This window comes from Bradyrhizobium sp. HKCCYLRH1034 (assembly GCF_051168375.1).
GTDB lineage: Bacteria > Pseudomonadota > Alphaproteobacteria > Rhizobiales > Xanthobacteraceae > Bradyrhizobium.
The window spans coordinates 1-12,671 of sequence record NZ_JBNPUW010000027.1 but is presented as its reverse complement, the minus strand read 5'-3'; the positions used below and the strand labels follow the sequence as shown (position 1 = coordinate 12,671).

Below are 12,671 nucleotides of genomic sequence, written 5' to 3'. Positions count from 1 at the left end.
CACAACGGCAGCTTCACCGGCCAGGGCACCAAGGGTGCCATGGGCACCGCGTCGTACCCGAACCACGTCGCCACCGGTGGCGCCGACTGCGTCAGCTGTCACAGCAAGGCGGCCAGCGGCGGATATGTGAGCTGGGGCGGCGCGGCGTTCACCCACTCTGCGGCCAACACCAATTGCTCCGCCTGCCACAATGGTTCGAGCGCGAAAGGCCTGACCACCCCGCCGCATATTCCGGTGACGGGCGTGCAGTGCTCGAACTGCCACAGCAACACGGCGGCGAGCTTCGCGACCTACACGATGAGCCATGCTGCCGTGCATGCCACGCGCTGCGACAGCTGTCACAACGGCTCGTATCGCAGCCAGGGCCGCAGAGGTGCGCAGGGGCCGGATCACAGCGCCAAGACGCAGGATTGCGGATGCTGCCACGTGCGCGCCGCCGCCAACTTCTCCACCTGGGACGACGACCCGCAGAAGCCGGCAGCAGGCTGCTCCACGACGGCGCGGTCGGTGGTTCCGGCTCAGGCCCCGGCCGTCAAGGCGGTGACGCCGGCATCGACCGCCAACCGCACGATGACGGCAGCAACGAATCCCGATGCAGCACCCGGTACCAGCGCCGCACCGGCTGCATCTCAGGCCGCTGCTGCGGCCGGCGCTGCCGCCAAGCCCGCTGCGCCATCCAGTTCGACGCTCCTGTTCAGCAGCAAGCCGCTGGCGAACACGGCTGCGACGTCGACGGCTCCGACAGCGGGGTCCGAAGCAGGGGCCTCCGCCAGTTCGTCCGGTTCCTCCAAGCCCGACAGTTCGGTCAAAGCTGGCGGCGCGACGACGTCCGTGCCGCAACCGTTGAGCACGCCGTCCCGAATGACATCCGCGACATCACCACTCTTGCCGAACGATCCCCGCGGCAGGCTCTTGCCGACCGATACTGGTAGCGACTCGCCGGAAGCGAAGAATGCCGGTCGGCTTCCGTCGCTGCTGCCGACGTTCAATCCAAGGGCAGGGCTTGCCGGATCGAGCACCACGGAGGCCGGCTCCAGATTCAATCACATGACGGCGCAAGGGCCATGCGCATCCTGCCATAACGGAATGACCGCGCCTGGCAAGCCGCCGAAGCACGTCGCAACCGCTGCGCCATGTGAGACCTGTCACAAGAGCACGACGACGTTCAGCGGCGCCCGGTTCAGCCATACTGGAACGACGGCGGCCTGCGCGAGCTGTCACACCGGCATGGCCGCGACCGGCAAGCCGCCGAAGCACGTCGCAACCACTGCGCCGTGTGAGACCTGTCACAAGAGCACGACGACGTTCAGCGGCGCCCGGTTCAGCCACACCGGAACGACGGCGGCCTGCGCGAGCTGCCACAACGGCATGGCCGCGACGGGCAAGCCGCAGAAGCACGTCGCGACCAGCGCGCCGTGCGAGACCTGCCACAAGAGCACGACGACGTTCAGCGGCGCCCGGTTCAGCCACACCGGCACGATGGCGGCCTGCGCGAGCTGCCACAACGGCATGGCCGCGACCGGCAAGCCGCCGAAGCACGTCGCGACCAGCGCGCCGTGCGAGACCTGCCACAAGAGCACGACGACGTTCAGCGGCGCCCGGTTCAGCCACACCGGCACGATGGCGGCCTGCGCGAGCTGTCACAACGGCATGGCCGCGACCGGCAAGCCGCAGAAGCACGTCGCGACCAGCGCGCCATGCGAGAGCTGCCACAAGAACACCGTGTCGTTCTCGGGCGCGCGGATGGATCACACCAGCCTGACTGCGCCGTGCGCCAGCTGTCACAACGGCTCCAATGCCACCGGCAAGTCGCCGAAGCACTTCGTGACCAACGTCCCCTGCGAGAGCTGCCACCGGACGGTGAGCTGGAGCTCGGTCAATTACCGGCATATGTCGGCAAGCTATCCGAACCATAGCGCGGCCATTGGCTGCACCGCCTGCCACAGCGGCAATTCGCAAGCCGTCGTGTTCAAGTTCGCGGCCTACAAGCCCGACTGCGCCGCCTGCCACGCCAATGATTTCCGCCCGCAGCAGCACGCCAAGCTCGTGAAGCCGGCGCCGATGGACTACACCGTCGCCGAGCTCAAGGACTGCACCGGCGCATGCCATATCTATGCTGACAAATCGCAAACCACCATCATCACCCGCCGCCAGCGGCAGCACCGGGTCAATGGAGGCGGCTGGTGATGCGCGGCTGCTTCGGACAAGCAGCGGCGGCGAGGTCGGCGGGATGGCTGATCAGTCTGCTGGCCGGCCTGCTCGCAATCCTGCTCGACGGAGCCTTTGGCGTTGCACCGGCCCAGCCGGTCATCGATCAGTTCGTCGCCAATGCAACTGCCACGACGATCGGAAACTGCAGCCTTCTGCGGGTCAACTTTCACGTTCGTGTCCGCTACACCGGGCATTTCCCGCTCGACCAGGGCAGCCAGCTCAGCGTCTCGCTGCAATTGGTCGATCGGGACGCAATCATGGCGCGCCGCCTGGTCAGGCGCGAAGGCGTGCGTGTCGACAACGCCCAGGGCTCCGGCATCCAGGACGTCTATCTGACGCTCGATCAGAACAGAGGACCAATCCTCGTCGTCCAGTTTGCCGGCGAGTTCACCTATCAGATCGTCCAATCCGGCAGCTTCGAGCAGGTGGCGATCGTGGTGGCCCGAAAGGGCCCGGTCTCGGCGTGCAAGGTGAAAGCCCTGGTGCCGAGCGTAGCCGCTCCGGATGCGCCGAAACCGGTTGCGATCCCCGGCGCGGCGGCGTCGGTCCGCAACGACAATCGCACGATGCAGCAGGCGTCCGCGGCGGACATCCGGTTTGCGGAGGCCTCGATGGACGAGGCTCGCGCGTCGATCAAGAAAGGCAATTTCAGCGCCGCGATCGATCTCCTGCGAAAGGTGCTGAAACTCCCCGAGAACGGCTCGAGCGCCGAGGCGCAGGAGTTGCTCGGCGTGGCGCGGCAGAAGGCCGGCCAGACCGCTGCCGCGCAGGCGGAGTATGAAGACTATCTGCGCCGCTATCCGAGCGGCGAGGGCGCCGAGCGGGTGAGGCAGCGGCTCGCTGCGCTTCTCACCGCGACCGGCAGCGCACCGGCGCGGCCGCGCGACATGTCTTCTGTCACGCCCGAGGGCGGAGACATGGGGACAGGCATGCCGACCAAGGCGGCAGGGCCGAACGGCGACACCCGCTGGTCGATGTCGGGCAGCCTCTCGACCACCTTCATCACGAACGACACGACCAGCGCCGTCAAGGACAGGGCGATTGCGCCGAACCCGAATGCGGATCCCGACGCGCACCGGGTGCATCAGAACACGCTGCTGACCAATTTCGACTTTCTCGGCACCGCCGACAACGATCGCATCAGGACCAAGTTCAGGCTGGCCTTCACCCATGAGCGCCAGTTCGATACCGGAAACGACAAATACGGCGTCTCGACCGCCCAGGTTGACTACACGCTGAAGGAGGCCGACGTGACGCTGCGCGTCGGACGGCAGTCCCGCAACACCGGCGGCGTGATCGGCCGCTTCGACGGCGCGGTGCTGAGCTGGCAGAAGAGCCCCGGGCTGCGCCTGAACGTGCTCGCAGGCTCGCCGAACTGGAGCCGTTTCGACGCACCGTTCAAGGATGGCAAGACGCTCTATGGCGCGAGCATCGACTTCGGCAAGATCCTGGGCGGCCTCGAGACTACGGTCTATCTGATCACGCAATACGACCGCAACATCGTCGACCGCCAGGCCATCGGCGCCGAATTCCGCTATTTCGACACCAACAAGTCGCTGCTCGGCCTGATCGACTACGACACGCATTTCCGTGCGCTCAATGCGGCCGTGTTCTCCGGAACCTATACGTTCGAGGACAAGTCGGTCGTCAACGCCTCGTTCGATTATCGAAGGGTGCCATTTCTCTCGACCTGGAATGCGCTGCAGGGGCAGCCGTTCCTCACGCTCTACGACATGATGAAGTTCAATACGGCCGGCGAGATCAGGCAGCTCGCGATCGACCGCACGCCGACGTTCCAGTCGGCGATGGTGAGCTATTCGCGGCCCCTGAACGAGACCTGGCAGGTCGCGGCCGATGCCACGGTGACCAATCTGACCGGCACGCTGCCCTCCGGAGGCGTCGACGGCACGCCGGCGAGCGGCCTCGAATATTATCTGTCGGCTCAACTGACCGGGAACGGCATCATCAAGCCGGGCGATCTGTTCATGGGCGCGCTGCGGTACGCGAGCCTGGCGGATTCGAAGTTCTACGTGCTCGATCTCGCCACGCGCTATCCGATCACGCCCGATCTCGCCATCAGCCCGCGGCTGCGGGCGGGGTACAGGTCCGGGACGAAGACCGACTTGAAGGAGTACACGATTCTGCCGTCGCTGCTGGTCAGCTATCTCTGGTCGAAGGAGATCAGCCTGGAAACGGAGATCGGCTACCGGTTCGTCGACAGCACGCTGGCCAACGTCAAGACGACGACCAAGGACTTGTTCGCGACGGTCACGTTGCGGCGCGATTTCAACGCCGACGGTGTCACGAAGTGCAACGCCTCGATTGTCAGTTGCGCCTGGGCCAGGCCTGCGGCGCTGCAGGGCGGCCAGGGGGCGGGCTCGGGCGATATGCCGCTGCGGTCGCGCGCGTCGATCCTGCCGTCCTACATGCTGGAGACCGGAGTGCGCTACTGGTTCAGCTCCGGGCAGAATCGATACCGCTATTTCGCCGATCAGGCTGCGACGCTTCAGGTCTCCCGGCTCGCCTATGGCGGCATGACCGGGCACAGCGGCGAGATGTTCTTCAGGGTCGATGCGCTCGACGGCCCGTTCACCAACATGTTTCTGAAGGGCTATTTCGGAGCGGGCAAGATCAGCTCGGGCACGCTCGTCGACGAGGACTTTGCGCCCTTCGTCAATCCGTCGTCCAAGACCGTCAGCAGCGTGGGCGGGCGGCTGCAATACGCAAATCTCGATGTCGGTTTCAACCTGCTGGAGACGGACCGCTTCCGGCTCGGCGCCTTCGTCGGCTATCAATATTGGACAGAAACGGTCGACGCGCGGGGCTGCACCCAGGTGGGTGGCAATCCGACGATCTGCAGTCCGGCTCTTGGGGCAGGCGTGAAGGTGGTGACTGAGCAGGATCGCTGGCATAGCGGACGGGCCGGTGTCTCACTCGACACGCGGCTGTCGGACCGGCTGAGCTGGCAGGCAGAGGCCGCCTATGTCTGGACTTCGCAGAATGCGATCGACACGCACTATTTCACCTTCGGGCGCGATCCCGCCTCGGGACAAGGATCCGGATTCCAGGCCGAGACCGTGCTGAACTACCAGTTGACCGACAATTTCCGCATCGGCATCGGTGGGCGCTGGTGGCATCTCAGCACCAATGCGGTCGATTCGTTCAATCAGGTGCTGCGATATACGACGGAGCGTTATGGCGTGTTTCTCCAGGGCTCCTACCAGTTCAATCGGGCAAGATAGTCTGCCCGGTCGTCGTGGCGGTTAAGCCGCGTCCGAAGGCAAGCGCGAACGCCCGACCGAGTCCCATCATGCATCCAGCCGGATCAGCGCGAGGCCCGAGTCCGGGTCGTGGACCTTGCGCAGATGCGCCGGCGCTTCGGTGATGATGAGTTCTAGGGTCGGGCGGACATGGCCCGATCCGAGATGCCCGGCCATTGCGGCGCCGTCGCGCTTGCCGACGACCAGATGAACATGGACGGACGGCTCGCCATCGGGCGCCAGCGCGACGTCGCCGACCAGCGAGGCGACCTCGACCTGCTCGTCGACCGGGTTGTCGAGATATTCGCGGTCGCCCCAGTCGAAATATTTGAGCATCACCTTCTCGAACGCGCCGATGCCGGTGATCTGCGCGGCCTCGAGGCGCGCCTCGCGCGCGAATCGGCGCAGGCACTCCATGGCCTCGTCGCCGGTCTGCAGCACGACCGCGAACGTGCGCAGGCCGCCGCCGCCGTTGAGCAGCTTATGTTGCATGGGTCGCCACCTTCGTCTGTGCGCCTCGCCTGCGCGTGAGCTCTCCCCGGCGTGCCACCGCACGAATCCGGTCTGCGGTACGGCAGGCGATGGCCTGGATGGTCAGAGACGGGTTCACGCCGCCGACCGTGGGGAACACCGAGCCGTCGCAGATCCACAGATTGGGAATGTCCCAGCTGCGGCAATCGGCGTCGACGACGCTGGTCCTGGGATCGTCGCCCATGCGCGCCGTGCCATTGAGATGGCAGGTATCGTCCTCCTGGACCCAGATGTCCTTCGCGCCGGCGGCCTGCAGGGCGCGGTGCATGAACCCCAGTGCGTGATCGATCAGGCGCTTGTCGTTGTCGCACCAGGAGTAGGTCACGCGGGGAATGCGCAGGCCGTATTGATCGACCTCGTCGGCCAGCGTGACGCGGTTGCGCTCCTGCGGCAGCATCTCGCCGACGATCTTGAGGCCGGCGACATGATTGTAGCTGGTCATCTCTCCGACCAGCGGCGCGCCCCACAATCCGCGCGCTTGCGCCTGCGTATTGGCCCAGAGCTGCGGCAGCGGCCCTTGGCTCATATAGGCGTAGCCGCCGAAGAAGTCCTTGTCCCAGTCCTGGTAGTTCCAATGCTCGGTGATCGCCAGCGATGGCGGCCCCTTGTAGGAGCGGATCTCGTCGTCCATCACGCCCCACACCGCCTGGTTCGACTGTGTCATCAGGTTCTTGCCGACCAGGCCCGAGCTGTTGGCGAGCCCGTCGCGATATCGGTCGGTTGCCGAGCTCAACAGCAGCCGCGGCGTCTCGATCGCATAGCCCGCCACGACCACGTTGCGCGCGCGCTGGAAGTGCCAGCCACCCTCGCGGTGATAGTGAACGCCGCTGACGAGGCCGCCACTATCGACCTCGATCCGACCGGCCATCGCCAGGTCGCGGATCTCCGCGCCGGCAGCCAGCGCGCGCGGGATCCATGTCACCAGCGCGCTCTGCTTGGCGTTGGTCGAACATCCTGCGACGCAGAAGCCGCGGTAGACGCAGGGATGGGCGAGTCCGCGCGGCGCCGAGAGCGTGGCGAGCGGCGTCTCGGTCCAGGAGATGCCGAGCGCCTCGCAGCCCCGGGCGAGCACGCGCGCGGCCGCATTGAGCGGATGGGCGCGATACGGATAGCGCGGCCGCTTCGGCCCCCAGGGATAGGTGATCGGGCCCGAGATCTTCAGCGCCTGCTCGACCTCGGTGTAGTAGGTCCACATCTCGCGCCAGTCGAGCGGCCAGTCGGCGCCGTAGCCGAGCAGGGTGCGGGACTTGAACCATTCGGGGCGGAAACGCAGCGAGACCATCGCGAAGTGGACGGTCGAGCCGCCCACCGCCTTGCCGCTGTTGTTGCTGCCGAGCTGCAACGGATTGGCGCCGTCGACGAGGCGGTCGTCGGTCCAATACAGCTTGGTCTGCTCGGCCTCGTCGGAGGCAAAATCCTCCAGTGGACGGAAATACGGGCCGGCATCGAGCGCGACGACCGAGAAGCCGTATTCCGCGAGCTTGCAGGCCAAGGTGCCGCCGCCGGCGCCGGTGCCGACGATGACGAAATCGACCGGCTCGTCGTCGCGATGGCAGCGCATCGGCACCCAGCCGCCCGGACGAAACACGTCCGGCGCACGGCCCTGTCGCGCGCGCGGCGTCTGCAGCGGATCATCGGACATGGCGGTTGATCCTCGCGGCTTCGGCCTCGCTGCCGGGTCCTGCCTCTGCCGCCTCCCAGGGGTCACGCGCGTTGTCGTCGAGACGGACATAGCCGCGCGGGCTCGCCGGTCCGCCCCAGCCGACCTCGCTCCATGCGGTGGGATGCGAGTAATAGGCCAGCACGATATCGTGCAGCAGCCGGCGCTTGAAGAAATCCGTGCAGCGCATGCCGCCCCAGTCGGGCGCTTTCAGCTCCGCCGCCTCAGCGCGGCGCAACAGCTGGTCCTGCTCGGGCTCCGCAAGCGAGGCAAAGCTCTGGCCGTAGGCATTGCGCGCCTCCACATCGAGCGCGCGCAGACCCCGCCGCCATGCCTCGCGTTCCCTCGGCATTCCAGCGGGACGATAGCCGTCGGAGATGCCCGCGTGGAGCTTGCGGTCGACCAGCGCTGCTACCGGGATGGCCGGGCGCACCGCGGGCTGAGGAACGATCCGCGCGGCGATCGCTTCAACCATCTGCAATTCGCCGGCCGAGAAGAACAGCGGCGTCGCGGTGATCGCCAGCCGTTGCGCCACGACCTCGCGCGTCTTGTCGTTCCACGATGGCCCGTCGCGCTTTGCGAGCACGTCGTAGTCCGGATAGCGGTTCGGGATGCTTGAAGGGCGCGGCTGATCATGCATCGGGATGCTCCCTCATCAGTCCAAGCGCGGCGAGGCCGGCGAGCGAGAGCCCCGTGAAGCTGGGCGGCGCCGGCAGCGGCGGGCCGTTGAGGACGTTCTGGCTCCAATTGCGCCAGCCGCCCATGTTGCGCGACACGCCGTAGGCGTGGAAGCCGACGCCGGCAAAACCCATCGCCGCCAGCAGCCACATCCAGGCGCGCGTGAGGCGATGCCGCCGGTCGTGGGTCCTGTCCGGGTCGCGCGCCGCGACGTTGAACAGCATCGCCGCGCCCAGCGGGGGCAGGGTGACGGGCACTGCCATGAACGGGTTGTGAAAGGCGCCGCGGAAGTGCAGCAGCCCGGCCTCGCCTGACGTCCCGAGCAGGCCGGCGGCCGTGACCGCGGCGATGGTGCGCGCGGCCGGCAGGCCGAACACATGCGGCCGCCGCGACCGGCTGGTCTCGCGCACGCGCTCCGAGCAGAAGCCCAGCAGGCCCGAGAGCAGGATGGCCATCGGGGCGCCGAGCGGCGCCCCATAGAACAAATTCTGCCAGCTGAAGCCGCCGACCTTCCTGGTGACGTTGTAGACGTGAAACCCCGTGCCGATCAGCCCGGTGGCCGCGGCCAGCAGGTAGCCGCCGTCGCGCAGCAGGTGCGCGAACGGCCGCCTGTCTGCGGTACCATGCGCGCTGGTTGCCAAGGTCACCGCCGATACCACCAGCGGCGTATACATCGCCTTGTTCTTGAACGAGCCGCGATAGTGCTCGACGCTGCTGTCGGCGAGCACCGAGGCGGCCAGCATGCCCGCGGCGCGGTTGAGCCGCTGTGCTGCGCGCACCGACGCGCCCGGTCGCGGACGTGATATCGGTGTTGTCAGGGCCGGAACGCGCCTGCGCCGGTTCGCTTTCGCCGGCCGCTGGAGCAGCGTAGTGGCGGCGAGCGCCGAGATCACGACGCCGGCTCCGACCAGAAAATCATTATTGCTGCTCATGCCGCACTCACCGCATAGCACACTGCGTCGGCGTGTTTGAAGACGAGGCCATGGCCGGGACGGCCCAGGTCCGGCGCGATCACGCCGCCCTTGGGCCGAGGTGCGCCATCGAACAGCATGTGCTCGATGCGAACGTGGTCGTGAAACCATTCGAGGTGCCGCAGGCGCGGCGCGGCACAGGCGGCATGCAGATGCAGGGCAGGCGCGCAATGGCCGGAGAGATCGGTATGGAAGGCGTCGCAGAGCGCCGCGATCTGCAGAAAGCCGGTGACGCCGCCGCACCGCGTGATGTCGGCCTGCTGGACGTCGACTGCGTCGGCCTGCAGCATCGTCCGCACCTGATCGGTCGTGTAGCTGTACTCCCCGGCGGCAACGTCGAGCCCGGGAGGCGCGTGTTCGCGGACCAGGCGCAGGCCCGGCAGATCGTCCGACGATACCGGCTCCTCGAACCAGCTCACGCCGAGGTCGGCAAACGGTTGCGCGAGCTCGAGCGCCTTCTTCGCACTGTAGGCTCCGTTGGCGTCCACGAACAGCTCGGCGCGCTCGCCGATGGCGAGTCTTGCCACCTCGACCCGATGTGGATCGCGCGCGGGCTGGGAGCCGACCTTCATCTTGACGTAGGCGCAGCCCTGTTCCGAGACCCAGCCGGCGAGCTGCCTGCGCAACTGGTCGTCCGAATAAGTGGTGAAGCCGCCGCTGCCATAGATGGGAATGTCATGGCGGACGCCGCCGAGCAGCGTGCACAGCGGCAGATCCAGCAGCCGCGCCTTCAGATCGTGAAGCGCGGTATCGATCGCCGAGATCGCGGTCGCGGCGAGACCCTGCCGGCCGAGATTGCGGATGGCTCGCTGCATCGCCGCCCAGATGCGCTCGGGCGCGAGCGCGTCGGCACCTTCGACCAGCGGCGCCAGCGTGTCCGAGATCAGGCGGCCGATGCACGCATGCGCGAAGGTGTAGCCGGTCCCGATCCTGCCCCTCGCGGACGCTTCGACCAGCACCAGGGTAGTCGATGTCCAACTGATGGTGCCGTCGGCCTCGGGGAGATCGGTCGGGATCTCAAACGCGCCGACGCGGAGGCTTTCGATCGGAACGGCGGAGAGCATCAGTCTTTTCCCGGCAGAATGCTGGTCACCAACTCCTTGGCGCTGTTCTTGAGAACGCTGGCGAGCTCCGGCTCAGACGGGATCATGCTGATGAAGTTCTTGGCGTCCTTCAGCGTGATGTGCGGCGGCAGCGGCGGCACGTTGGGGTCGGTGTAGGCTTCCAGGATCACCGGCCGATCGGCCGATAGCGCTTCGTCCCAGGCGGCGCCGACATGATCGGGATCGTTGACGAAGATGCCTTTGAGACCGATCAGTTCGGCGTAGCGGTGATAGGCGAAGTCGGGAATGCTCTGGGTCGAGAGCGTCTTGCCGGTGCCGAGCTGGATGCGCTCCTCCCAGGTGACCTGGTTGAGATCGCGATTGTTGAGCACGAGCACGATGAGGCGGGGATTGCTCCACTCGCGCCAATATTTTCCGATCGTGATCATCACGTTGATGCCGTTCATCTGCATCGCGCCGTCGCCCATGCAGGCGATCACGGTGCGCTCGGGATAGGCCATCTTGGCGGCGAGCGCGTAAGGCGTGCCGGCACCGAGCGAAGCGAGGCCGCCGGACAGCGAAGCCTTCATGCCGCGCCGCATCTTCAGATCGCGCGCGTACCAGTTGGCGGCCGAGCCGGAATCGGCGGTGACGATGGCGTTGTCGGGCAGACGCGGCGACAGCTCCCAGAATACGCGCTGAGGGTTGAGCGGATCGGCGGAGTCCATCGCGCGGCGCTCCAGCGTCCCCCACCAGTCCTGCACGCCGTCCTCGATCCCGCTGCGCCAGCTGTCTTTCGGCTTCTGCTCCAGCAGCGGCAGCAGCGCGCGCAAGCTCGCCGCACTGTCGCCGACGAGATTGACCTCCATCGGGTAGCGCAGGCTGAGCCGGGTGCCGTCGATGTCGATCTGCACGCCGCGGGCGTCACCGGGCTTCGGCAGGAACTCGCTGTAGGGGAAGCTCGAGCCGACCATCAGGAACGTGTCGCACGACTTCATCATGTCCCAGCTCGGCTTGGTGCCGAGCAGGCCGATCGAGCCGGTCACGAACGGAAGATCGTCGGGCAGGGCGGCCTTGCCGAGCAGCGCCTTGGCCACGCCGGCCTGCAGCCGCTCGGCGACCGCGATTACCTCGTCAGTTGCCCCGAGCGCGCCGGCGCCGACCAGCATGGCGACCTTGCGGCCGCTGTTGAGCACGTCGGCCGCGGCACGGAGCGGCGATGCGTCAGGAACTTGCGCCGGCCCGGCATAGCCGAGGCCCGTATGCGTGGTGCCGTGAGTGAGCGGCGGATCCTCGTAGTCCATCTCCTGCAGATCCTTGGGCAGGATGATGCAGGTCACCGCGCGCCTAGTATGGGCGATGCGGACGGCGCGGTCGATGAGGTGGCGGACCTGCTCCGGCACGGTCGCCTGTTCCACATATTCGGCGACATCGTTGAACAGCGTCTTGAGGTCGACCTCCTGCTGATAGCTCGCGCCGATCGAGGCGCGCGCGGCCTGGCCGACCAGGGCGACCACCGGCACGTGATCCATCTTGGCATCATAGAGCCCGTTCAGCAGATGGATCGCACCGGGGCCCGATGTGGCGTAGCAGAGCCCGACCTGTCCGGTGAACTTCGCATGCGCCGACGCCATGAACGCGGCCATCTCCTCATGCCGGACCTGGACGTAGCTCATCACGTTCTGCGCTTTGTCGAGCGCGACGTCGAGACCGCCCACGCCGTCGCCGGGATATCCGTACACGCGGTGAAGGCCCCATTCGGATAAACGATGCCAAACGAATTCGCTGACGTTCATGGACGTGGTCCCTGGGTCGGAAATGGCTGGGAGCGGCGCTGCTGCTGTCCATCAAACGTGCCGGGTCGACAAATCGTTGCTGACTAAACGAGAATTCATGTTGTTCCGGAGAACTCACCGAGCGGCACCTGCTGCTCGCCCGGGGAACCGGTCGGATGCGCCGAAGGTCCGCCGCGGCGCCGCCTCGCCCGCGCGCGGCGCCAGCCGCAATGCGCAACGGCCTCGCGGCGCGCGATGCGTCCGAGTTGTCCGGTTCGTTCCGCCCTCCAGAGAACAGAGGACGCGGGGAATGCCGGGCGCTGGCCGCGCCCATGGCCCGCCTGCGAAAAAGATGCAGGCGCAGGAACCACAGGTTCAGCCGAGACATCCGGTGGATTCAATTGGTCGTCGCAACACTCGATGAGGAGGTTGCGATGGGCATTCGAAAGAAACGGTCAACGCGGGGCAAGCTGGGATCATTGGGGCGCCCACCAGTTGCGGGGCGTGCGGAACAGCAGAAATTTTGGCGTGGGATTGCCGCT

Annotated in this window: 7 protein-coding genes and 1 pseudogene; 2 read left to right on the top strand and 6 right to left on the bottom strand. The window is 66.7% G+C overall.

Features of this window, described 5'->3' with window-relative positions:
• Positions 1 to 2,187, top strand: a pseudogene (locus ACQR0W_RS33445) (hypothetical protein); the annotation flags it as partial.
• The gene (locus ACQR0W_RS33440; RefSeq protein ID WP_315718397.1) at positions 2,187 to 5,453 is read left to right on the top strand and encodes a hypothetical protein; all 3,267 of its coding nucleotides are present in this window, start codon (positions 2,187 to 2,189) and stop codon (positions 5,451 to 5,453) included. The pseudogene ACQR0W_RS33445 and the gene ACQR0W_RS33440, both read left to right, overlap by 1 nt.
• A 66-nt stretch (positions 5,454 to 5,519) precedes the next feature.
• Here the strand turns inward: ACQR0W_RS33440 and ACQR0W_RS33435 are convergent, their stop codons facing one another.
• From ACQR0W_RS33435 to ACQR0W_RS33410, 6 genes are read right to left on the bottom strand one after another with little or no spacing between them, the layout of a single operon-like run.
• A complete protein-coding gene (locus tag ACQR0W_RS33435; protein WP_316187480.1) occupies positions 5,520 to 5,963 on the bottom strand; it encodes a PPC domain-containing DNA-binding protein in 444 nt (147 codons plus the stop codon).
• On the bottom strand, positions 5,953 to 7,644 hold the full coding sequence (locus tag ACQR0W_RS33430; RefSeq protein ID WP_315718334.1) for a GMC family oxidoreductase: 1,692 nt from the start codon (positions 7,642 to 7,644) through the stop codon (positions 5,953 to 5,955). The genes ACQR0W_RS33435 and ACQR0W_RS33430 overlap by 11 nt, the downstream gene beginning before the upstream one ends.
• Positions 7,634 to 8,302, bottom strand: a complete 669-nt coding sequence (locus ACQR0W_RS33425) for a gluconate 2-dehydrogenase subunit 3 family protein (protein ID WP_315718335.1) — start codon at positions 8,300 to 8,302, stop codon at positions 7,634 to 7,636. Before ACQR0W_RS33425 ends, ACQR0W_RS33430 begins: the two co-directional genes overlap by 11 nt.
• On the bottom strand, positions 8,295 to 9,272 hold the full coding sequence (locus tag ACQR0W_RS33420; protein WP_316187478.1) for a hypothetical protein: 978 nt from the start codon (positions 9,270 to 9,272) through the stop codon (positions 8,295 to 8,297). Before ACQR0W_RS33420 ends, ACQR0W_RS33425 begins: the two co-directional genes overlap by 8 nt.
• Entirely contained in the window at positions 9,269 to 10,375 is a 1,107-nt protein-coding gene (locus ACQR0W_RS33415) for an enolase C-terminal domain-like protein (protein ID WP_315718337.1), read from the bottom strand. Before ACQR0W_RS33415 ends, ACQR0W_RS33420 begins: the two co-directional genes overlap by 4 nt.
• Positions 10,375 to 12,150 carry a thiamine pyrophosphate-requiring protein gene (locus ACQR0W_RS33410; RefSeq protein ID WP_316187477.1) on the bottom strand — a complete coding sequence of 592 codons (1,776 nt, stop codon included), beginning with the start codon at positions 12,148 to 12,150 and terminating at the stop codon, positions 10,375 to 10,377. Before ACQR0W_RS33410 ends, ACQR0W_RS33415 begins: the two co-directional genes overlap by 1 nt.
• Positions 12,151 to 12,671 lie beyond the last annotated feature (521 nt).

Coding starts and splice junctions, on each gene's coding strand:
- ACQR0W_RS33440 (WP_315718397.1), top strand. CDS start 2,187: ATGCGCGGCTGCTTCGGACAAGCAGCGGCGGCGAGGTCGGCGGGATGG.
- ACQR0W_RS33435 (WP_316187480.1), bottom strand. CDS start 5,963: ATGCAACATAAGCTGCTCAACGGCGGCGGCGGCCTGCGCACGTTCGCG.
- ACQR0W_RS33430 (WP_315718334.1), bottom strand. CDS start 7,644: ATGTCCGATGATCCGCTGCAGACGCCGCGCGCGCGACAGGGCCGTGCG.
- ACQR0W_RS33425 (WP_315718335.1), bottom strand. CDS start 8,302: ATGCATGATCAGCCGCGCCCTTCAAGCATCCCGAACCGCTATCCGGAC.
- ACQR0W_RS33420 (WP_316187478.1), bottom strand. CDS start 9,272: ATGAGCAGCAATAATGATTTTCTGGTCGGAGCCGGCGTCGTGATCTCG.
- ACQR0W_RS33415 (WP_315718337.1), bottom strand. CDS start 10,375: ATGCTCTCCGCCGTTCCGATCGAAAGCCTCCGCGTCGGCGCGTTTGAG.
- ACQR0W_RS33410 (WP_316187477.1), bottom strand. CDS start 12,150: ATGAACGTCAGCGAATTCGTTTGGCATCGTTTATCCGAATGGGGCCTT.